Origin of the sequence: Sphingobacterium sp. G1-14 (assembly GCF_002196555.1) — a bacterium.
In the GTDB taxonomy this organism is placed as follows: domain Bacteria; phylum Bacteroidota; class Bacteroidia; order Sphingobacteriales; family Sphingobacteriaceae; genus Sphingobacterium; species Sphingobacterium siyangense.
In genome coordinates, this window is the sequence record NZ_CP021381.1 from 5,251,803 (window position 1) to 5,272,682 (window position 20,880).

A 20,880-nucleotide genomic window follows, 5' to 3' on the forward strand; every position below is an offset into this window, starting at 1 on the left:
AGAAATCCAATAACACATTCTTATTACAGCGCATTCAGTTTAAAATATCCATTCGCAATGGTATCTTCTTCTAGACCGATCTTTGGCGTAATTTGAATACTATACAGCTCTTTATCATGAGGTAATAGCAAATCTTCTATCTCATAAATATCATCAACATCCAAACCGTACTTATCATCGATATGTGCCGAACTGTGGTGCTTCCAAAAAACAGTGCGTTTTGCCTTTTCAGTCGCCTTGGCCAAACTAGATGCTACAATAAGTTCTTTGTAATGGAACTCGTCAAATTCATTCGGTTTGTAGCCACCTAAATTGACAAAAAACAACTTCAATTCCGAATCAATAGCCTGTTCATTCCCCCTTTCAGTAACCTTGATCTCATATTCCCCAATCTTATGGACAATACGGTACGCATCAATGTGAATTTTACCGTCAGCCTCTGGCCAAAAATCTTTAATGGGATCGACAAAATCCTTGAGCTCATTACCAATACCAAAGAAAATGTCATGCTGTTCTGTCCGTCTATTTTTCGGTTTACAACCGATCAAAATCATAAATAATTTCATAGTCAAAAATCAGTCATTCAATGTCCGTGCTAGAATATCCAGTTTATTTTTCATCGATGTCTGTGCGTACGAATCATGGATATTTCATAACTTAAGCCCTATAAACAATAAAAATAACTATTATCCACCACATTTAACATATATTATATCTTCACAATGCACAAAATATTCCTATCATTTGCGTTACTATTCTTATCATTAACATCCTTTGGTCAAAAAGCCACTACCGATAAAAAACTCGAATCACAGATTAAACAGCTGATTCAGGGTTTTCAAGGCGATGTCGGCATTTATGTACACCATCTCAAAAAAAACAAAGAAGTCAACATCCAGGGCGACAGCATTTTCCCGACGGCAAGCATTGTCAAAATACCCATTTTAGTCGGCATCTTTGATAAAATTGAAAAAGGTGAACTACAACTTGATCAGCAACTGCTCTACCGTGCTAGTCAACGATATGGCGGCTCAGGGCTGATGCAATTTTTTAAGGACAGTACACAAGTTGATCTGAAAACCTTGGTTGCGCTTATGCTATCTTATAGTGATAATGTAACCAGCATTTGGAATCAAAAACTTGCGGGAGGAGGTGTCGCGATCAATAAATTAATGAGCGATCTTCAACTGGCCCAGACGCGTGTCAACTCGCAGACAGAGGGACGGAAGCCAGATTGGGAAAGATATGGTTGGGGCCAGACTACACCGAAAGAGATGGCCGACTTGGTCACACTGATCCGACAAGGCAAAGTTGTATCCCCAAAATCTTCGGATCAGATGTATCGTTTTATGGGCAACATGTTCTATGATGAAAGAGGGCTATCGCAAATCCCATCCACTGTCAAAACAGCTTCAAAAACAGGTTCTTTAGATGACGTACGCAATGAGGTCATTTTGGTCAATGCGCCGAAAGGAGATTACGTTTTCAGTATTTTCACCAAGAACAATGTAGACAAAAGCTGGGGTAAAACAAATGAAGCAGAGGAACTTACCCGTAAGCTTTCCAAATTGTTATGGGATTATTACCAATAAACCTATTTAAGTCAATGATATAAAGATGTGATATAAAAAAGGGGGGCACTCAAAAAAGTGCTCCCCTTCCCTATCGTTCAAATGAAATACGTCAACTAATTTTTCAACGCTTCACCTACATTTTTAGCTTTCCGACTAATATCGTCACCTACTTTTTTGGAAGCATCTTTTACATCTTTAGCAGCCTCCTTGGTTCCGGTAGCAACATCATTTGCAACTTTCTTCGTACCTTCAGCGACATTTTTTGCAGCATCTTTTGTTTTATCAACAGCCGTGTTTGTCGCATCCACTGTCGCATCTTTTGCGTCTTTCAATCCCTCTTTTACATCCTCTCCAGCATTACGCAATGCATCTTTTGTTTTTTCCCAGGCAGTATTGGCTTCTTCAGAGGCAACGCGAGCTTTTTCTTCAGCGGCTTTATCGCCTTTCGCGATAGCTTCATCCAAATCCTTTTTCGCTTGTTCTGCTTTCAAACGAGCATTTTCTTCCGCATTTTTTAAATCTGCGATTGCGGCATCTACATGCTCACCGACTGTTTTTGCCGAATCTGTCGCTGTAGTGTCTTTTTTCTCCGAATTGTTGCAAGAAGACATGACCAATGCTCCTGCTACGACTGCTAAAAGTGCAATTTTCTTCATTATAAATTGATTTATGAGTGTAGTTTTCAACGGCCCATCAGAGCACGCATACATCAATTTACAACTTCTATGCCAAATAGACAAAATTATTGCTTCGGATAGATCGTTCCTTTCGCAGCTTCCAGTGTATTTTTCAACAAACCGACGATCGTCATTAAACCAACCCCCCCCGGTACAGGTGTAATCCAGGATGCTTTAGGAGCAACATTTTCAAAATCAACATCCCCATATAGCTTAAAACCAGATTTCGTTGCTGTAGAAGTTTCTCTATTAATACCGACATCAATTACTACTGCCCCATCTTTAACCATGTCTGCTGTAACAAAATTTTTCTTCCCGATTGCCGCAACAACGATATCACCACGCAAAACCTCTGTTTTAAGGTCTTTTGTGCGACTATGTGTTAATGTCACAGTACAATTACCTGGATTGGAATTACGAGCCAGTAAGATACTCATTGGCGATCCTACGATATTGCTTCTTCCAACCACTACGGCGTGCTTGCCTGCTGTATCGATCTTATAATAATCCAACATCAACATAATACCATATGGCGTAGCTGGAATAAAACAAGGAAGATTACGTTGCATACGTCCGAGGTTGATCGGATGGAAACCATCCACATCTTTGCGGTAATCAATTGCTTCGGTAACTTTATCCGGATCAATATGTTTTGGTAAAGGCAACTGCACAATCAAACCATCGATAGACTCATCCTGATTGATTTCTTTGACCTTAGCGATCAATTCATCCTCTGTTATGTTTTCATCATAACGAATGTTTGTTGATTCAAAGCCAACCAGTTGACAGTTGCGCATTTTGCTAGCTACATAGGTTTCGCTACCACCATCATTCCCCACAAGGATAGCAACCAGATGAGGCTTACGACCAGTCTGTGTAGTAAATTCAGCCGCATCTAACGCAATTTGCTCTTTAATTTTTTCGGAAACTAGTTTACCATCTAATAGATTCATGTTTAGGAGATTTTATTGTATTTAAAAGGAGCCCAAGAGCTCCTTTATTATTGTGTTATTTTGATTAATCTAATTTCAATACCGCCATAAATGCAGATTGCGGAATCTCTACGTTCCCAACCTGACGCATGCGTTTCTTACCTTTCTTTTGTTTTTCCAAAAGCTTACGCTTCCGGGAGATATCACCACCATAACATTTTGCCGTAACATCTTTACGTAAAGCTGAGATCGTCTCCCGGGCAATAATCTTTGCACCGATTGACGCCTGGATACGAATTTCAAATTGTTGACGTGGTAATAGTTCTTTTAGTTTTTCACAGATCTTTTTACCAAAATCATACGCGTTGCTCCGATGTATCAACGATGATAAGGCATCTACAGGTTCATCGTTCAATCGAATATCCAGTTTTACCAAATCTGACTTGCGATAACCAATCTGGTGGTAATCAAATGAAGCGTATCCTTTAGAGATTGTTTTCAATTTATCATAAAAGTCAAATACAATTTCTCCCATTGGCATTTCAAAAACCAATTCAACACGATCTGAAGTCAAATAATGCTGGTTCATGATCGTACCGCGTTTCTGGATACAAAGTGACATAATTGGTCCAACGAAATCCGATTTCGTAATAATATTAGCTTTGATATATGGCTCTTCGATTGAATCCAATTTACTTGGATCCGGTAGATCTGAAGGATTATGTACGATCACTTCCTCTTTATCTTTGGTCAAATAGGCCTTATAGGATACGTTGGGAACTGTCGTGATCACCGTCATATCAAACTCGCGCTCTAGGCGCTCTTGAATAATCTCCATGTGAAGCATACCCAAGAAACCACAACGGAAACCGAAACCCAAGGCTGCCGACGACTCTGGTTCAAACACCAAAGAAGCATCGTTTAGCTGCAAACGGTGCATCGATTCACGCAACTCCTCGTAATCCTCCGTATCTACAGGATAAATACCCGCAAAGACCATCGGTTTCACCTCTTCAAACCCTTGGATAGCCTCAGAACAAGGACGATCTTTATGCGTAATGGTATCTCCTACTTTCACTTCACGTGCCTCCTTGATACCAGAGATAATATAACCTACATCACCGGTCTTAATGACTTCTTTGGGTACTTGATTCAACTTCAGTGTACCAATTTCATCGGCAAAATATTCTTTCCCAGTAGCAACAAATTTCACGCGGTCGCCTTTGCGGATTTCACCATTTTCAACTTTAAAATAAGCCATGATACCACGGAATGAGTTGAAAACAGAGTCAAAAATCAAGGCTTGCAAAGGTCCATCAGGATCACCCACTGGATGTGGAATACGGTCCACAATAGCTTCCAAAATATCTGGAACACCAAGACCTGTTTTACCAGATGCAGGAATAATCGCATTGCGGTCACCACCGATCAAATCCACAATCTGATCTTTGACTTCTTCCGGCATAGCACCAGGAAGGTCCATTTTGTTAAGAATTGGGATGATTTCCAAATCATGTTCCAACGCTAGATATAAATTTGAAATCGTTTGCGCCTGAATACCTTGAGATGCATCAACGATCAATAAAGCGCCCTCGCAGGCAGCAATTGAACGCGACACCTCATAAGAAAAATCCACGTGTCCCGGGGTATCAATCAGGTTCAAGATATATTCTTGACCATCTCTTTTATAATTCATTTGGATGGCGTGACTCTTGATCGTAATACCACGTTCACGTTCCAAATCCATATTATCAAGTAATTGTGCCTGTGCCTCACGCTGACTGATGGTATTGGTATACTCTAAAAGGCGGTCTGCCAAAGTACTTTTGCCATGGTCAATATGCGCAATAATACAGAAATTACGAATGTGCTTCATATAGGATTTTTAAACTCTTTTGCTAAAAGGCAAAGATACCTTTTTTTATATATATTTATATAAACTAGCTTTTTTTTAGTTTACTATACGCGAAGAAATCAGACTAGACACTATTCCTGTTAAGAACGGTAGAAACTGCATTCGCTATTCAGCAATAGCATATAAAAAATGTTTCTGATTTCGTGTAACATTGTCTGTGTCCCAAGAAATTCGTTCCCGAAATTGCTCCGAACGAATTGGACAATTGCCGACCTGACAATATTGGCAGCACTGTGGAAGACAAGGATCCGCATGAACGAAAAATTCGGTCCGTACCGACATTTCCTTATTGACAATCTTATCTACAGCAGAAATTTCATCATGCACCTGGATCAAGTCAAGGTAACGGGGTAGTGTGAGATGGCAATCTACATGGAGTTCGTTCCCATAGCGCTGTACACGAAGATTATGAACATCAATCCATTCATCTTTCCGATTGCGCTCCAAGATTTCGACGACATCCTGTACGAGCGCTGTATCCGATTCATCCATCAATCCACCGATCGATTGGCGAAGTAGCTTATAACCATTGAAGAGGATAAAAAGCCCCAGTACAATTGAAATGACCACATCGATCCATTGGAAACCTGTCAGTCTCATCAATAATAAACCCAGTATCAATCCGACCGTACTATAGGCATCTACCTGCAGATGTTTTCCATCCGCCACCAAGGTAATAGACCCCAATGCACGTCCACGCTTCATGATATAGAATCCTACTGCAAAATTTATCACAGATGTAATACCGATCAGATAAATCCCTTGTTCAAGGTGTGTTAACGCTGCAGGAAAGAAAAGATTGTAACAAGCCTTGGCTAAGATAATGGCGCCAGCAATAAAAATAAGTCCACCTTCTAAAAACACCGAAAAGAATTCCACTTTACCATGCCCGTAGGGATGATTCTCATCCTTAGGCTGCGCCGAAAGATAAATACTATAAAATGCAAAACCCGAAGCAATCACATTAACGATACTCTCTGCCGCATCTGTAAAGATTGCACTGGAGTCCGTTAAAAAGTAGGCAAAAAACTTCACAATCATCAAACCTATTCCCGTAAAAAGCGATAATAAAACCAATCTTCTTTGTCTTGACATGATGCTTATCTTCTATATGAAACCTTCTATGAGCTAATGATGAAATGAGGACTAGCCAGCATTTTTGTGAGCGCAAAGGTAAAGATATAACGACAAATCAGAACGATTAGTTTTGAACATCCAACGTCAGGGATCAATTAAATAACTGTGCTAAATCGCTTCAACAGCCCTTTTATTAAAAAAGCTCAATAAAAGAGCTACTTTTCTTTGTAAATTCTCAAAAATAAAGAAGATTATTTGCAACGTATATAATATCTTTGTCTTACCATGAGCACATCATCATACTTATCAGACAGGATAAATAATTTGTCCGAATCGGCTACACTTAAAATGACCAAGTTGGGCCGCGAATTAGCAGCAAAAGGCGTTAATGTAATTAGCCTTAGCGTAGGTGAACCTGATTTCAACACCCCTGAGCATGTAAAAGATGCAGCGAAGAAAGCCCTAGATGAAAACTGGACGCGTTATTCGCCGGTACCGGGATACCCTGAATTGCGCCAGGCAATTGTAAACAAGTTGAAGACAGAAAACAATTTAGATTATGATATTTCTCAAATTGTTGTTTCTACAGGTGCGAAACAATCCCTGTCTAATGTAATTTTGACTTTGATCAACCCGGGTGATGAGGTAATTATCCCAACACCATATTGGGTATCATACTCCGAAATGGTCGTTTTAGCGGAAGGAAAATCGGTATTTATCAATACAGAGATCGACAATAACTTTAAGATTACACCAGCACAATTGGAAGCGGCAATTACACCAAAAACCAAATTGTTTATGTTCTCTTCGCCAAACAACCCCACAGGAACAGTTTACAGCAAAGATGAATTGGCTGCATTAGCTGAAGTTTTCGAAAAACATCCACAGGTATTTATCTTATCCGATGAAATCTACGAACATATCAATTTTGTAGACAAACACGAATCCATCGCACAATTTGAAAGCATCAAAGATAGAGTAATTATCATCAATGGCTTTTCAAAAGCATTTGCAATGACGGGATGGCGTTTAGGTTATATCGCTGCCAACAAAACCATTGCTGCCGCGAATGATAAATTACAAGGACAGACAACCTCAGGTACATGTTCAATTTCTCAACGTGCGGGTATCGTCGCTTATGAACAAGGATTAGAATCTGTCAACAAAATGAAAGAAGCTTTCGCTCGTCGTCGCCAATTGGTATACGATCTATTGACTGAAATCCCTGGCGTAAGAACAAATCTTCCAGAGGGTGCATTCTATTTCTTCCCAGAAATCTCTTCGTTCTTTGGTAAAAAAGACCAAGATGGTAATGTCATTAAAAACTCATCTGATTTGGCATTGTACTTATTGAATGTTGGTCACGTAGCTACAGTAGGTGGAGATTCATTCGGTAACGACAATTACATCCGCTTGTCTTATGCAGCCTCAGACGAAAGTTTGATCGAAGCTTTAAAAAGAATCAAAGAAGCATTAGGAAAACTGGCCTAATCTCTTATCCAAATATAAAAAAGAGCTCCTCTGAGCTCTTTTTTTATGCAGTTCTAATTTTCCTCCTAAATTTTCGGCGCAGTCTAAACGCCTATTCGGTCAAATATCATCTCAGCCCCATAATTTAAGCAGATGTTATCGCTTGAAATAAATATTTATTACATTTACTCCTATGAGTATTTTAACAGAAAAATTTAAAACGCAGCACGACACGGCTCCGTTTTCACAGATAAAAAACGAAGATTATATTCCCGCATTTGATGAAGCTATTCAGAAGACAAAAGATGAAGTCGATGCTATCGTCAACAATCCCGAAACGGCAACTTTCGACAATACCATCGCTGCTATGTCCTACTCTGGACAGACACTAGATCGTTTGTCCAATATCTTTTTCAATCTCCATTCCGCTGAAACCAATGCTGATCTCGAAAAGATCGCACAGGACGTCGCCCCAAAACTATCTGCTTTAGGCAATGATATCACCTTAAATTTCGATCTTTTCAAAAGGGTTAAGGCTGTATACGATCAGAAGGATCAACTGACATTGACGGCAGAGCAAACCACCTTATTGGAAAAATCCTATAAGGATTTTGTACGCAACGGCGCACTTTTAAATGATGAACAGAAAGAAAAGCTCCGCGAAATAGATGCCGAGCTATCACTTTTAAAATTGAAATTCGGGGAGAATGTCCTGGCCGAAACCAATGCCTATCAGCTGTTGGTAACAGACGAAAAAGATCTTGCCGGACTTCCAGAGGGTGCTGTAGAAGCTGCACATGCTTTGGCTAAAGCCAACGAAAAAGAAGGCTGGCTTTTTACTCTGGATTTCCCGAGCTATCTTCCTTTTGTCACTTATGCCGACAATCGAGAACTTCGCAAAGAAATTACCCTCGCCGCAGGCCGTAAAGCTTTTCAGGACAACGAGCACAACAACGTGGACAATGTCCTTAAAATTGTAAAACTTCGCTTCGAACGGGCCAAATTATTAGGATACGCCACCCATGCAGACTTTGTCCTTGCCGAACGTATGGCACAAAATCCAAGCAAAGTCACCGAATTCCTAAACGACCTACTTGGAAAAGCGAAACCAGCAGCAGTGAAAGAATTTGCAGAATTATCCCAATTTGCAAAAAATATGCATGGCATAGACCAATTGGAAAAATGGGATGGCGCCTATTATGCCGAAAAGCTGAAACAAGAACGCTTTAATCTGGACGATGAAAAGCTCAAACCTTATTTCAAACTTGAAAATGTCTTACAAGGTGCATTTGAAGTAGCCCATCGCTTGTTTGGCATCAACTTCAAGGCAGTTGATACAATAGATACCTACCACGAAGAAGTACAAACATTTGAGGTCAGTAAAGACAACGGTGAATTAGTCGCTATCTTCTATGCCGATTTCTTCCCGCGTAAAGGAAAGAGAAATGGGGCCTGGATGACCTCTTTCAAACCACAGTACATTCAACAGGGTAAACAAGAACGTCCGCATGTCTCCATTGTTTGCAATTTTACGCGTCCTACAGCTTCAAAACCTTCGCTGTTGACCTTTCAGGAAGTGACCACATTATTTCACGAATTTGGACATGCCCTACATGGTATGTTGGCTGATAGCACTTATCCTACACTATCTGGAACCTCTGTATATTGGGATTTTGTCGAGCTACCGAGTCAAGTGATGGAAAACTGGTGCTACGAAAAAGAAGCTCTTGAGCTATTTGCCAAACACTATGAAACTGGCGAAGTGATCCCGATTGAACTTGTCGAAAAGATCCGCGAAAGCGCTTCATTTCTTGAGGGTATGGCAACAATGCGCCAATTGAGCTTTGGTCTATTGGATATGGGCTGGCATGGACAGGATCCAACCGCGATCTCGGATCTGAAAGCATTCGAAGATGAACAGTTTGCCTCGACAAAACTCTATCCTGATGTCAAGGAAAATGCCATGAGCACAGCCTTCTCCCATATTTTCAATGGCGGTTATTCTTCGGGCTATTACAGCTACAAATGGGCCGAAGTACTGGATGCCGATGCATTTGACTACTTTAAACAAAACGGCATCTTCAACAAGGAGATCGCGGCCAAATTCAAGGATAATATACTTTCAAAAGGTGGTACCGAACATCCAATGGTCCTTTACAAACGTTTCCGCGGACAAGAACCTTCGGTAGAACCTTTGTTGAAAAGAGCTGGATTGATCAAATAATTGGATTGATCAAATAATAAAAAAGCTGGATTTTATATCCAGCTTTTTTTCAACCATAACTTTGTTGTTCACCGATAAATTTCTGTGCAAACAATTAGGTGCAAACAGTTATTTGAATGTACCTCTGGTTTGGACGCTATCATGAACTTTTGCCATTCTCATGCTTTCATCAGGCAAATACAGAAACTATCTCATTTGTTTCCAACCAAATAGCGAGACATTAGGTCAGAACACGACACATCTTGCTGATTAAGCAAAAAAATAGTACCTTTGTAAGACATAATTGGGGTTGACCGGAATTGACAGGATGGAGACGGTTATGTAAGCATGTAGTGCGTTGTTAGTAGAGCACTTTAATCTGAACTTTCAGAATTATAACTGGCGAAGAAAACTACGCCTTAGCTGCTTAAGTTAGACTTAACATAGCTATTTGTCCCGTTAGATCCTGTTCTTTGGTTTAACATTCGGGGCATCGAACAATAGAACTGGCAAGTGTGATGTTGCTAAGCACTTGTGAGAAACAGCAACTACGGCGTACGGTATAGGTAAGCGACTCACCTTCCCTCGCTCGACAATTAAAGAGAAGCTAAACATGTAGAAAGCGTATACAGTACCATGACTGGACGAGAGTTCGAATCTCTCCAGCTCCACAAACAAAAAAGCCTAACGTGAGTTAGGCTTTTTTGTTTATTCTAGAATACCTTTGTAGACGGCATCCCGTAAGACACCTCCTGCTGTATCTCCCGCATATTCCCAGTACATCGCACCGAGTAGTCCTGTCGTGTGTACATAATCGCATTTAAGTGCAATCGATTCTGGCGTTTCATAAGTCAGTACAAAATCCCCTTTATCGTTGACAAGATAATGCGCTTTAGCCTCATCGTCCCATTTCTGCTCAAAGCCCTGAAGTGAAAGCAGATCTTTATAATCGATAAAACCCTTGACTTCAGTTTTATTACCTCGACCATAGAATGGAATTCCCAGCACCAATTTTTCAACAGGCATACCGCCTTCGATATGAGCCTTAACGGCCTCCACACAAGTTGTATGTCCAGATAAAGGTGAACGGTGCAAACTCGCGTGATGATAAGGCGGATGACCCGAATCATAAGTCATAATATTCACAAAATCCACATCATTCTTAATCTTGTCAAAAGCAATATACTTACCGTTCGCAACAGAAGCCAAAGTCAACAGTTTCTTCTTACCAATAGCCTTGCGGATATCGTGCATGAGCAAGGTGAAATTCTCCGTATCCGCTAAAGAAGACGAGATCCCTGCAGAAGAATTCGTTGGATATTCCCAGTCGATATCAATACCATCAAGATTAAACTCCCTCATCACACGCCAGCAGTCTTTGGCAAACTTTTGCCGATTAGATTCATTAGCAGCCATTTCGCTAAACCGACCGCTTCCCCAGCCGCCAACGGACAGCAATACCTTGAGATGTGGATGTGTTTTCTTAAGATCCGTAATAGCCTTCAATCTGGATTCATTATCTATACGTAGGCCGTCAAAGCTGTCGCTGACATGTGCAAAAGCATAATTGATATGCGTCAGATAAGTCGGATCAGGCATCACTTTAGACCAGGAAGTGACATAGGCGATAACAACTTTTTTGTTTTTCGCTCGTGCACAACTTACACTAGGATACAACAATAAAGTCAATAACAGAACAGTGAAGGTCTGACTAAATATTGATTTCAATTTACATTCCATAATAGCTTCTTATTTTGTTTCTAGATGATATTGATCGTCCTAAAATATAATCCGTAAAGCATTCACATTTGATGCTTACTCGCTAACTAAAGTTTCAGATAAATATGTAGCTTCTTTAGCAAGATTGCATACCACAACATGGCTAAAGCCCAAAACAATGAACCGGCAATAGCTAAGCTCATATAATCCGATTGCTTATAAAAGAACAGTGGAAGATGAAAACCCCAACAGACAAAGTAGATCAGATCAGGAGCAAGATAGGTCGTTAATGAGTTCTTTCCGGCCTCCTCAAACAATCTTATCCCGCGATGGTAGCCTTTCACATCAATGAAATAATAAAGTGGTATCAAAAGCAATACGCTAATCCCGCAACAAACCAATGCCCAGCTCGGCGTACCATGGATTTTGGATAAAATAAACCAAAAACGCAATACAAAACCTGCAACTAGCCAAATCAAACCAATAATCAGCAAAAAACGCAACAATATCCGCGGATTTGCCGCATAACGTTTCATAAGCATCCCTATGGTTGTTCCGGACAGCACAATACAGGGTATATTGCCAGCTAGAAGAACATGTAAATATCTTCCGGCACCAGGGAATTCAACTTTAAATCCCATTTGGCTCAGCATATTGAGTACCAAAAACACCAACCAACCACATACAACCACAATTATCTTTCCCCTGCTCAATAAGAAAATAGAAGCCGCGGCAAAATATCCCCATCCAATCAGCCCTAAAATCCCCCACCACCCTACTTCCAAGCCTTTTCCATCCGACGCTTTGAAAATATACAGGAGATAAATGATCCCCATGATACCAACTGCACGCAGCCCCTTATAAATGGACTGATATTGCATGTCCTTCGGATAATGATTCCAAATCAGAAAAACGAATACATATAGCAGTGCCAACCACAACAAATGTGACATCCCCGTCAGCTGTGGATCAACTCGCGAACCATTCAATATCAATACACCAATAAGCAATAAACTCAATGTTCTGAACAGAATATGAACAAAAATGACCTTTGTCGATGAACCCATCTTTTCCCTGGCCGCAACAGCATAAGGCACTGCCATTCCAACCATAAAAAGAAATCCCGGAAATACCCAATCCGCCAATCCCATTCCGTCCTCTTCTGCTTCCGAATGAACCAGCCATTTAGGTACACCTGGAATAAACAAGTCATTGACAAATAGCATCAAGAACAGCGTGAAACCACGCATAACATCCATTGAACGGATTCGGATTTTAGGTACAGCTTGCAATGCGTTCATAATTGATTCGTTGTATTCAAAAAAGTAGCTAACAGCATAGCTGCTAGCCAATCTCTTCCCTAGATCCTTCTTAGCTAATTTTTTAGTGATTTTATGGCGACCGGAACTCGGTGAAAAATTCCTGCTTAGAAAAGTTCCTGTATAACTAAACGAAAAGACAAGCTATTTCGCTAAGATCTATCATCAATAACGCTGATGTCTCTTCGTTGAATGATCTAAGATGAGAAAAAAATAACACTATATAGTGAAATATTTGTTCAAATTAGTGTAAATTTTACTCATAAAACACAGAAATCGTGTAATTTACCCCTGTGATCGATATAAACCAGCCAGAAGCACAACAAGAAATGTCTCACATGTATGAATTGTTACCTTTATGAAGGGTAATTGTATTGCATATAAAAAGCAATTTATCTAAGTTTGACAAAAACAGATTTAATACATAGCCGATCGCCATGAAATTCATTCTTTTTATCTGCTTGCTATTCGCAACACAAGCTATCTTCGGGCAGCATATCAGAGTCGTCCAAACAACAATTAAACAGTACAAACCATGAATCAATTAAAATTTCGCGACGCAGCACAACATGATTTACCACGCATAGTAGAAATATACAACTCTACAATAGCCTCCCGCATGGTTACTGCAGACACTGCCCCGGTATCTGTTACCAGTAGACAAAAATGGTTTGACGAACATAACGCTTCGAAAAGACCTCTGTGGCTGATAGAAGATGAAAATAACCAGATACTTGGTTGGGTAAGTTTTCAATCTTTCTATGGTCGTCCAGCTTATGACGCAACAGTAGAAATCAGTATCTATTTGGATGAACAGCAGCGTGGTCGAGGCCTGGGTAAACAGATTCTCCAGTACTGCATTGATAAAGCTCCAGATTTAGGCGTACATACCTTATTGGGATTTATCTTTGCACACAATCTTCCAAGCATTGCATTATTTGAAAAAATGGGTTTCACGGAATGGGCTAACCTACCCAATATAGCAACCTTAGATCAGGAAGAACGTAGTCTAAAAATATTAGGTATACGAATTAAATAATAGCATGACTACCTAAGCTGTCGCCAAAAATAAAATTGTTAAATTAAAGTATTAACTTGATAAGATCTATAATTCGGTAATATGAAACATTTAATCCAATTCTCCTTGATGTTGATTGCTTATGTATTTATTTTTTCCAGCCCCCTGTTGGCACAAAATCCAGACCGTACTAAAACTATCCCGATCGCAAGTGATTCGGCATACAGCAAGATAATACAAGTGCTTCAGGATGGTGGTTATTTTATTGTACAGCTCGATCGGCCTTCGGGATTTATTCAAACCAGTACATATCTTGAAAACAATAATCTCCTAAGCAATAAAGAAGGAGAAAAATTAATTTTCAACTTCCTGATCAGCCCTTTACAAGCTAAAAGATCAAAAATAGTTCTAAATATATTTTCAATACAAAGGCGTAAAGGCGGGAGTTTTGACGCACCTAATTATTATGATGAAGATAAGGGAATCGTCCGGAACAATAAAGCCTACCAGCAAATTTGGGATAAGATACTCCCGCTATTTCAATAAGTACAATCAAGATAAAGCCCAGTTGATCTCAGCTCACCTGGGCTTTTATAGTTAAAAAGAATTAGATCGAGATTGTCAGCAAAGGAACATCCAGCCCCGAGGCCATCATACGCGTCTTACTTCGATGGGTCAATGAGCTCCAAAAACCGTACCTATAGGGGATCATAACCAACAGATCCGTACTGCTTTCTTTTACCTCGTCCCGGATAGCTTTTACGACCTCATTGGACGTTACATTTTTGTAGTAATAACTTACGATTCCCATCACGTCGTTGATGGTTTCCCGTGTTTCTTTTCCTTTTTCCTCATTTAGCTGCTCCACTGTCTTACGAATGTTGAGAACCTCTAATACCGCATCAAATTCAGCTGCAAAATCCTTTACTTTTTCAAGAATTTCCTTTTGCACACCACGAACAATATCACAGGCAAAAAGAATATGCTCCAAACCCGTAAATTTTGCGCCAAGCGGAACTGAAAGGATTGGTATTTTTAACTTACTAATGGCTGCCGTGGTCGTATTGCCAAGCATATCTTGGTCAAAGGAACGTTTGGCCATTCCCATCACCAACAAATCGGCATTCGTCTCATGGATGCACTTGGTAATCTGATCATAAAACAAGCCTGCTGCCAGATAAGGAATAGTCAAAACACCACTTTCGGCAGTAATAGCCTCGGCTTTACGTCGTAAAACCTTACTTTGATGTTCAAAAATCTTGAACATAGAATCGGGAGAAAGTCGAGCGTTCATCGCATGGATGGAAGGATTTTGAAGAGAAAATAAAACGAGCTCGTATTCTTTTCCTGCGAAAACTTCCATAATAAACTTTAAGGCATGTTCGGCCTCTTCAGCATAGTCTGTGGCAACAATAATCCGTTTCATATGGTCTAATTTAATTCAATAAAAAATCCCTTTTTATTACATTCAAGTTAACGAAAAATAATAAATCTATCAAACGGAGAATTGTCTCAACTGGGTCAATTTTCTCCCGATTTCGGGCTATTTTAAGTAGCTAGCCTTTACAAAAGAAGCTTTTTTTAGATAATCAATGCTTTGTTGTAAACCGGTGTAAATATCGTTACGTGTTTCTTCCAGCTCAACAAAAATATATTGCAGGCCAGCAACTTTTGAATTGTTAAAAATTGCATCAAAACCGACCATACCACTTTGACCAATCTCACGATGATCCTTAATGTGCAAAGCCTTGAATCTGCCGGCATATTTATTGAAATAATCAACAGGACTAACTTGTCCCATTACGGCCCAATACACATCCATCTCAAAAAATACATGCTCAGGATTTGTATGCTCTATCATATAATCGTACATCACTTTATCTTCCACTTTTCTAAACTCATGCGAGTGGTTGTGGTATCCGTATACGATTCCTTGCTGACGGCATTTCGCACCCACAGCATCAAGGTAGCGACATTGCGTTTCCAGATCCTTAAGTGTTTTAGGCACATCCATCCACGGCGTAACAATATATTTCATTCCCGCTGCCTTATGTGTAGCAATACATTCGTCCCACCATTTTAGCGATTCCGTAAAATCTCCAGAGGCAAGCTCCTTTTCTGATAAAGTCTTCGTTGCGTGTGATGAAATTACTTTCATTCCAGCTTTTTCTACTTTTGCCTTAAACTCTTGTGGGCTCAGGTTATATAATTTACCATCCTTGTATCCAGCGGCTTCTACTCCTGTATAACCCAATGCTGAGATCTTTTGTAGAATCTGGTCGAAATTCGGGTTTTTCCCGATTTCTTCACGTACAGAATATAACTGTAGACCAATTTCCTTTTTTGCAGCTTTCTGTTGTGCAAATGTTGGATTAACAGCCAACATCATACATCCAGCTACCAATGTTCCGATAAGAGTTCTTCTTTTCATTTAGTGCTCAATTATTTATTATAGACTTCGTTCAACGCAAAATTATTTGTAAACGCAGCGTTTACAGGTTGTTTAGGTTTATCGCGTTAAATATAGCCGCAATGTATGCAAATACTCGAAAAAACACAATGCTTTACCGTTTTATTTATTCACATCGCGCGCTCAGTGCCACAAAACAGGTCTTTTATATGAATTAAAAATTGGCCTAACTCAACGATTTACAGTCCACCGCTGTTCTACTTATGATAACAAACAAATTGAATCATGGAAAATAAATATGACATCCCCGAGCATAACGACCAAAAACAGGAGGAGAAATTACCTGAGGTTGCCATTGAGGAAAAAGATGATGAACCCGCTGGACGAAATTTAAAACGTACACTTATCATCGCAGTCTGTGTATTGATCGTATTTTATCTGATTTATTATTTTATGAGTGGACGATAATATGCAACTCACCACAGCTCCGGCGGAACTTGACGGATTCTTGGAAACCGAAGCTGGGCAAGCCGACTTGTTTCGCCATACACGATCTGGTAGAAACTGACCATAGAACTGGCCATCGTGCTGACGTGCTATGCCATTTACCTTAGCTCCGGTGGAACTTGACGGATTCTTGGAAACCGAAGCCAGGCCAAATGACACTATGCTCTTAAATTATTTTGTTTTTCATTTGCCCATGTTTATATGATGAATGATCATTTTGGTTATTTTACACAGGACGGTGACGTAGAGTCTATTTACTAATCGAGAGAAAGATTTATTCCTATCCGATATTTAAACCAATATAGACTTTCACGAAACATACCTTATTCCAGATTAAAAATATCTGTTAAAACAAATATAAAACAAAAAACAACAAACACAAATTTTTAAATAAAATAATAAACTATATTTTGCGCAAATTGTCATTCAATTCGTTGTATGACGGATGAAGACAAAGCATTACTGGAAACAATTGGTTTACGCTTTCGCGCGAAACGAAATGATCTATATTATTCATTGCGGGATCTATCCCATCTAACGGGCATTTCAACAGGAACACTCAATGGCATAGAAAAGGGAAAAGACTTAACGCTCACAAATTTTTTAACCCTATGTCGTAGCCTGGAAATTCAACCAACGATATTTTTTCAGCATGATATTGTCTTTAATTCTCCTTACTCCCTACCTCCCGATGCACAGGAAAGAATCACGCTAAGCAAAAAACTGGATGACCTCGTCTATCATTCGGATTTTTTCTACTCAGCACGACGTGTTTCGGAGGTATTGGTCCAATTGGGTATTGACAAGAGCCAAAGCAATAAATTCTCTGTTTACCTATCAAACTATTGTGAAGAAGGAACTCTTGTCTATCAGCAGCACGGTAACTATAAAACCTATCGTAAAAAAAGGTAAAAAAATTATTAAACTTTTTTGTTGGAAAGTTCACGAAAACGGTTTGCCCTTCTAAATGTTCCCAAATCATTAAAACGAACCCCATACTTCCGTAAGATTTCTTGTGCTTTCTTACGACCCATATGACGTACGTAAAATGTTTCATTGACAACAAAATGATGGATGCTATGTGTCCAGCCAAAAAAGAAACAAAACAATTGCATCGGAAAAGTCCACCAAACTGTCAATACCTGCGTTTGCTCAATAACATTTCCAGCTTCGACATCGCCAAAATAATGCATGTTTGACGTAATAAAATGTAAACAAAATTGGCGTAATAAGTTTGGTAATAGAATAACATAAATGATCCAACGCAAACTTATCAACATGTTATCAACATAGTGTGGAAAACTCAAATTCACTCCAAAAACCACTCTTAACCAATCAAATAATAGGTCTGCAAAGAAGAAATATAAGATCACATGTGCAAAAATAGTCACTGGAACAATGCTTAAAAACATAATCCGTTTTAGTTTTGAAGAAGTCTCCAATTTTAGATTCCCATTTTTCACCTCTTTGTCCATATCATTAAACATACGATGCAGCCGAAAGAGCCCGCCCAATACAACATCGGCCGTTGTTACCAAACGTTTGATCGACCACTGCTCGCCATTCGTCACACTGCGTTCCTCAACATCATGTAATGTACCCGAAAATTTATGATGATGATGATGCAAGGTCCTGCGTATCCAGGGATTGACAGTCAGTGGGCGTAATATCCATACACTAAAAAGCATAAAATGATGAACCACTTTTTGTCTTTTAAAATAAAGCCAATGAATCAGATCATGTTCTATTTCATGTAAAACACCCATAAAAAAGGCATTACTGACAATCATAAGCCAAGCCGGAACAAGAGCGCGAGACCAAGCTATCGATACAACAACAATGGCCAGGATCGCTAGTGCAAATATGGCCATTCCGATACTGTTCTGACTTTTTAAGATGGGGTACATTCCTTTAAGCTGTTGATAGGAAAGATTTATTTCCCTCCTAATCTGGCTCGACTTTTCCTGATGTGTCAATTCGATGTGATTTTATCGGTAAAAATAAGGATTTTTTCGCAGACATCTAACATGTTAGGTAGAATGCCCCTACCTACCAATAACCATAATAAGCTCTAAAAATATTTCCAAAAGCTGTAACAAAACGAACGGGCCCCAAAATATGTGATCCCACTATTTACCGTACTACTAGGTTAACGCAGCAGCCAACTTCTAATATATATCAGTCAAAGCAGATCACTCCTCGGATCTGCTTTTTTTGTGCAAACCATTAAGTAAGCAACAAGCGATCTCATCTCAAAAAAATAATTCTCTAAAAGGGATTTGATAGGGACTTTATAGGGACCTTATAGGGACCTCATTCGGATAAAGCCGTCTTAACTGCCTATTAGTCCCCTATCATGTAACATGTTATTTACAATTATTCCATGTATTAAACTAAACTTATCTATTCGTTCTGTGTTAGTAGCCCTACACATTTAATTTGATATTATGGCAAATGTAACACAGGGTGTAAACGGTCCTCCCTCAGGCAAAGTGGGACCAGTAGTTTTTTGTAAGTGGAAAGAGATCAATTATGTTAGATCTCTTCCGAGAGTGAATAAAAAAAGAGCACTTTCTGAAAAGGAAGTAAACAACCGAAACAAATTTGGACTTATGCAACAATTCTTAAGCCCTTACACGAAAGTCATACGGCTCGGCTTTTCAACCTACACCAAGAATATGACAGCTTATAATGCTGCAATGTCCTACAACCTTCACCATGCCATGCAAAAAGACGATGAAGGTTTTCATATCGATTATGAAAAGATTGCCCTAAGCCGAGGGTTGGACGAAGAGATTACAGGGGCAACATTTCAATTGTTGAACGAAACTATCCATATCACTTGGGAACTTAAAAACTCCGAAAAACTCTTGCATGAAGATCTGACAGATTTCCGAACCTTGGTACTTCTCATTCCTGAGAATCCAATAAACGCTTCACAAGGTGTTTTACTTAATAATTACATTATGGATTTACAAGAATCTATTCAAATACCGAACCTAACCCAAAGTGATACATATCATCTATATCTAGGTTTTATTGCAGCTGACGGGACTAATCGAAGCATGAATAGCAGCTATCTCGGAAATATAAGCTTGGAAAGAGGATGAAGGTGCTCCTGGGAAATAAATTCATCAAAAGGAGAAATAAGGTCACTCGAAAACAAGTACACAACACACTTAATTACAATAAGATAACAACATTTTAACCCTGAATTTATGTAAACACCTTAAATTAGTATAAACGATGTGATTTACAATCGATGGTTTCAACAGCCACATCAATTTCGGCCATGAAGCCAATCGTCTTTATATCTAGTAGGCATTTGGTTACCCCCTCAGCAATCCTCAACACATATCCATGTGCAAGCCCTACTACTTTCTCTATTCAGTTCGGCAAGCTCATACCTTGCCGAACATTCTATTACCGATCGGATCAGCTCGGCTATATGACTTAACTACCAAAAGGATCGGTCTTTTTTTCGGTTTTTACGATTTTAATCAGATGCTCCAACGCATTTTTCAGACGTTTGGCATCTTCTTCCGTCTGGATTGCCCATAAAATTTCATCCGTACTTGGCGAGGACTTAAATCGAATTTGATAACCTGATTTTACTCTTGCGATGACAAGTACATCTGATTTGGCAATATCACTTCGAAAATGCTGGCCACTGGAAAGAAAGACTGTTAACACTTTCCCGTCTACTGTCACCGTATCAATTTTTGTATCCTTATAATGGTAAGCAACCTTATATAGCTTATTAATATAAGCCATGGTCTGTTGTTTATTCAAGCTCGCATTTTGGGCTACCGATGGTACTGTAATACCAATAGCCAAAAGAAAGCACAAGAAAAAATTCTTCATTTATCTAGCATTTTTTATTTCCATACACCGCAACAACCTATCGCTCGGATTGTACTTACTTACCAAATATCACGTAACGACAATCAGCAGAAGCAAAATACGTTCCTTTTATTGATGACCTAAAAATATAGATTTTATTTACTTTTTTGGCTATTGTTCCACAAACTAAACTATTTCCAGCAGCAGCATTTCGAT

Annotated in this window: 19 protein-coding genes and 1 other RNA gene; 9 read left to right on the forward strand and 11 right to left on the reverse strand. The window is 39.3% G+C overall.

The features are described 5' to 3' along the window. Positions 1-23: 23 nt before the first annotated feature. Positions 24-566 (reverse strand): DUF1543 domain-containing protein, encoded by a 543-nt coding sequence (locus tag CBM24_RS22675; RefSeq protein ID WP_198385983.1) that lies wholly within the window; start codon positions 564-566, stop codon positions 24-26. Positions 567-722: 156 nt separating this feature from the next. On the opposite strand from CBM24_RS22675, the gene CBM24_RS22680 reads away from it, so the two are divergent. After that, the gene (locus CBM24_RS22680) at positions 723-1,592 is read left to right on the forward strand and encodes a serine hydrolase (RefSeq protein WP_088162832.1); all 870 of its coding nucleotides are present in this window, start codon (positions 723-725) and stop codon (positions 1,590-1,592) included. A gap of 95 nt (positions 1,593-1,687) precedes the next feature. Here the strand turns inward: CBM24_RS22680 and CBM24_RS22685 are convergent, their stop codons facing one another. From CBM24_RS22685 to CBM24_RS22700, 4 genes are all read right to left on the reverse strand, one after another. Further along, positions 1,688-2,230, reverse strand: coding sequence for a hypothetical protein (locus CBM24_RS22685; protein ID WP_088162833.1), 543 nt, complete (start codon positions 2,228-2,230; stop codon positions 1,688-1,690). A gap of 86 nt (positions 2,231-2,316) precedes the next feature. Next, positions 2,317-3,204 carry a bifunctional 5,10-methylenetetrahydrofolate dehydrogenase/5,10-methenyltetrahydrofolate cyclohydrolase gene (locus tag CBM24_RS22690; protein ID WP_088162834.1) on the reverse strand — a complete coding sequence of 296 codons (888 nt, stop codon included), beginning with the start codon at positions 3,202-3,204 and terminating at the stop codon, positions 2,317-2,319. 64 nt (positions 3,205-3,268) lie between these two features. Next, on the reverse strand, positions 3,269-5,059 hold the full coding sequence (gene lepA / locus CBM24_RS22695) for a translation elongation factor 4 (RefSeq protein WP_088162835.1): 1,791 nt from the start codon (positions 5,057-5,059) through the stop codon (positions 3,269-3,271). Between the two features lie 144 nt (positions 5,060-5,203). After that, complete coding sequence (locus tag CBM24_RS22700; RefSeq protein WP_088162836.1) at positions 5,204-6,193, reverse strand: cation diffusion facilitator family transporter; 990 nt, start codon at positions 6,191-6,193, stop codon at positions 5,204-5,206. Between the two features lie 267 nt (positions 6,194-6,460). Between CBM24_RS22700 and CBM24_RS22705 the strand changes: the two genes are divergently transcribed. The 3 genes from CBM24_RS22705 to ssrA all read left to right on the forward strand — a co-directional run bounded on the left by CBM24_RS22705 (position 6,461) and on the right by ssrA (position 10,522). Continuing rightward, a complete protein-coding gene (locus CBM24_RS22705; protein ID WP_232475608.1) occupies positions 6,461-7,666 on the forward strand; it encodes a pyridoxal phosphate-dependent aminotransferase in 1,206 nt (401 codons plus the stop codon). A gap of 172 nt (positions 7,667-7,838) precedes the next feature. Next, the gene (locus CBM24_RS22710; protein ID WP_088162837.1) at positions 7,839-9,869 is read left to right on the forward strand and encodes a M3 family metallopeptidase; all 2,031 of its coding nucleotides are present in this window, start codon (positions 7,839-7,841) and stop codon (positions 9,867-9,869) included. A gap of 285 nt (positions 9,870-10,154) precedes the next feature. Next, positions 10,155-10,522, forward strand: a transfer-messenger RNA (tmRNA) gene (gene ssrA, locus CBM24_RS22715). Between the two features lie 34 nt (positions 10,523-10,556). Here the strand turns inward: ssrA and CBM24_RS22720 are convergent. Both CBM24_RS22720 and CBM24_RS22725 read right to left on the reverse strand, forming a co-directional pair. Further along, the gene (locus tag CBM24_RS22720; RefSeq protein ID WP_198385984.1) at positions 10,557-11,588 is read right to left on the reverse strand and encodes a glycoside hydrolase family 18 protein; all 1,032 of its coding nucleotides are present in this window, start codon (positions 11,586-11,588) and stop codon (positions 10,557-10,559) included. Between the two features lie 86 nt (positions 11,589-11,674). Next, positions 11,675-12,868, reverse strand: a complete 1,194-nt coding sequence (locus CBM24_RS22725; RefSeq protein WP_088162838.1) for a DUF5009 domain-containing protein — start codon at positions 12,866-12,868, stop codon at positions 11,675-11,677. A gap of 553 nt (positions 12,869-13,421) precedes the next feature. Here CBM24_RS22725 and CBM24_RS22730 point away from each other — a divergent pair. Beyond that, positions 13,422-13,925 carry a GNAT family N-acetyltransferase gene (locus CBM24_RS22730; RefSeq protein WP_088162839.1) on the forward strand — a complete coding sequence of 168 codons (504 nt, stop codon included), beginning with the start codon at positions 13,422-13,424 and terminating at the stop codon, positions 13,923-13,925. A gap of 81 nt (positions 13,926-14,006) precedes the next feature. Next, the gene (locus CBM24_RS22735) at positions 14,007-14,450 is read left to right on the forward strand and encodes a hypothetical protein (RefSeq protein ID WP_157626209.1); all 444 of its coding nucleotides are present in this window, start codon (positions 14,007-14,009) and stop codon (positions 14,448-14,450) included. A gap of 61 nt (positions 14,451-14,511) precedes the next feature. On the opposite strand, the gene CBM24_RS22740 is transcribed toward CBM24_RS22735, so the two are convergent. Together CBM24_RS22740 and CBM24_RS22745 are read right to left on the reverse strand one after the other, a co-directional pair. Further along, positions 14,512-15,330 carry a universal stress protein gene (locus tag CBM24_RS22740; RefSeq protein WP_088162840.1) on the reverse strand — a complete coding sequence of 273 codons (819 nt, stop codon included), beginning with the start codon at positions 15,328-15,330 and terminating at the stop codon, positions 14,512-14,514. A 117-nt stretch (positions 15,331-15,447) separates the two neighbouring features. Then, positions 15,448-16,335 (reverse strand): sugar phosphate isomerase/epimerase family protein, encoded by an 888-nt coding sequence (locus CBM24_RS22745; RefSeq protein ID WP_088162841.1) that lies wholly within the window; start codon positions 16,333-16,335, stop codon positions 15,448-15,450. A gap of 264 nt (positions 16,336-16,599) precedes the next feature. On the opposite strand from CBM24_RS22745, the gene CBM24_RS22750 reads away from it, so the two are divergent. Then, entirely contained in the window at positions 16,600-16,782 is a 183-nt protein-coding gene (locus CBM24_RS22750; protein WP_088162842.1) for a hypothetical protein, read from the forward strand. A 477-nt stretch (positions 16,783-17,259) separates the two neighbouring features. After that, positions 17,260-17,733, forward strand: a complete 474-nt coding sequence (locus tag CBM24_RS22755) for a helix-turn-helix domain-containing protein (protein ID WP_075994063.1) — start codon at positions 17,260-17,262, stop codon at positions 17,731-17,733. A gap of 8 nt (positions 17,734-17,741) precedes the next feature. On the opposite strand, the gene CBM24_RS22760 is transcribed toward CBM24_RS22755, so the two are convergent. Further along, positions 17,742-18,797: a fatty acid desaturase gene (locus tag CBM24_RS22760; RefSeq protein ID WP_088162843.1), complete on the reverse strand. Its 1,056-nt coding sequence runs from the start codon at positions 18,795-18,797 to the stop codon at positions 17,742-17,744. A gap of 471 nt (positions 18,798-19,268) precedes the next feature. Here CBM24_RS22760 and CBM24_RS22765 point away from each other — a divergent pair, with 471 nt between their 5' ends. Continuing rightward, positions 19,269-19,931, forward strand: coding sequence for a DUF6266 family protein (locus tag CBM24_RS22765; protein WP_088162844.1), 663 nt, complete (start codon positions 19,269-19,271; stop codon positions 19,929-19,931). Positions 19,932-20,274: 343 nt separating this feature from the next. On the opposite strand, the gene CBM24_RS22770 is transcribed toward CBM24_RS22765, so the two are convergent. Next, entirely contained in the window at positions 20,275-20,685 is a 411-nt protein-coding gene (locus CBM24_RS22770) for a hypothetical protein (RefSeq protein ID WP_075994065.1), read from the reverse strand. Positions 20,686-20,880: the final 195 nt, after the last annotated feature.

What these genes read in the sequence shown, in the direction of transcription:
- CBM24_RS22675 (WP_198385983.1), bottom strand. Translation starts at nt 566, where the DNA reads ATGAAATTATTTATGATTTTGATCGGTTGTAAACCGAAAAATAGACGG.
- CBM24_RS22680 (WP_088162832.1), top strand. Translation starts at nt 723, where the DNA reads ATGCACAAAATATTCCTATCATTTGCGTTACTATTCTTATCATTAACA.
- CBM24_RS22685 (WP_088162833.1), bottom strand. Translation starts at nt 2,230, where the DNA reads ATGAAGAAAATTGCACTTTTAGCAGTCGTAGCAGGAGCATTGGTCATG.
- CBM24_RS22690 (WP_088162834.1), bottom strand. Translation starts at nt 3,204, where the DNA reads ATGAATCTATTAGATGGTAAACTAGTTTCCGAAAAAATTAAAGAGCAA.
- lepA (WP_088162835.1), bottom strand. Translation starts at nt 5,059, where the DNA reads ATGAAGCACATTCGTAATTTCTGTATTATTGCGCATATTGACCATGGC.
- CBM24_RS22700 (WP_088162836.1), bottom strand. Translation starts at nt 6,193, where the DNA reads ATGTCAAGACAAAGAAGATTGGTTTTATTATCGCTTTTTACGGGAATA.
- CBM24_RS22705 (WP_232475608.1), top strand. Translation starts at nt 6,461, where the DNA reads ATGAGCACATCATCATACTTATCAGACAGGATAAATAATTTGTCCGAA.
- CBM24_RS22710 (WP_088162837.1), top strand. Translation starts at nt 7,839, where the DNA reads ATGAGTATTTTAACAGAAAAATTTAAAACGCAGCACGACACGGCTCCG.
- CBM24_RS22720 (WP_198385984.1), bottom strand. Translation starts at nt 11,588, where the DNA reads ATGGAATGTAAATTGAAATCAATATTTAGTCAGACCTTCACTGTTCTG.
- CBM24_RS22725 (WP_088162838.1), bottom strand. Translation starts at nt 12,868, where the DNA reads ATGAACGCATTGCAAGCTGTACCTAAAATCCGAATCCGTTCAATGGAT.
- CBM24_RS22730 (WP_088162839.1), top strand. Translation starts at nt 13,422, where the DNA reads ATGAATCAATTAAAATTTCGCGACGCAGCACAACATGATTTACCACGC.
- CBM24_RS22735 (WP_157626209.1), top strand. Translation starts at nt 14,007, where the DNA reads ATGAAACATTTAATCCAATTCTCCTTGATGTTGATTGCTTATGTATTT.
- CBM24_RS22740 (WP_088162840.1), bottom strand. Translation starts at nt 15,330, where the DNA reads ATGAAACGGATTATTGTTGCCACAGACTATGCTGAAGAGGCCGAACAT.
- CBM24_RS22745 (WP_088162841.1), bottom strand. Translation starts at nt 16,335, where the DNA reads ATGAAAAGAAGAACTCTTATCGGAACATTGGTAGCTGGATGTATGATG.
- CBM24_RS22750 (WP_088162842.1), top strand. Translation starts at nt 16,600, where the DNA reads ATGGAAAATAAATATGACATCCCCGAGCATAACGACCAAAAACAGGAG.
- CBM24_RS22755 (WP_075994063.1), top strand. Translation starts at nt 17,260, where the DNA reads ATGACGGATGAAGACAAAGCATTACTGGAAACAATTGGTTTACGCTTT.
- CBM24_RS22765 (WP_088162844.1), top strand. Translation starts at nt 19,269, where the DNA reads ATGGCAAATGTAACACAGGGTGTAAACGGTCCTCCCTCAGGCAAAGTG.
- CBM24_RS22770 (WP_075994065.1), bottom strand. Translation starts at nt 20,685, where the DNA reads ATGAAGAATTTTTTCTTGTGCTTTCTTTTGGCTATTGGTATTACAGTA.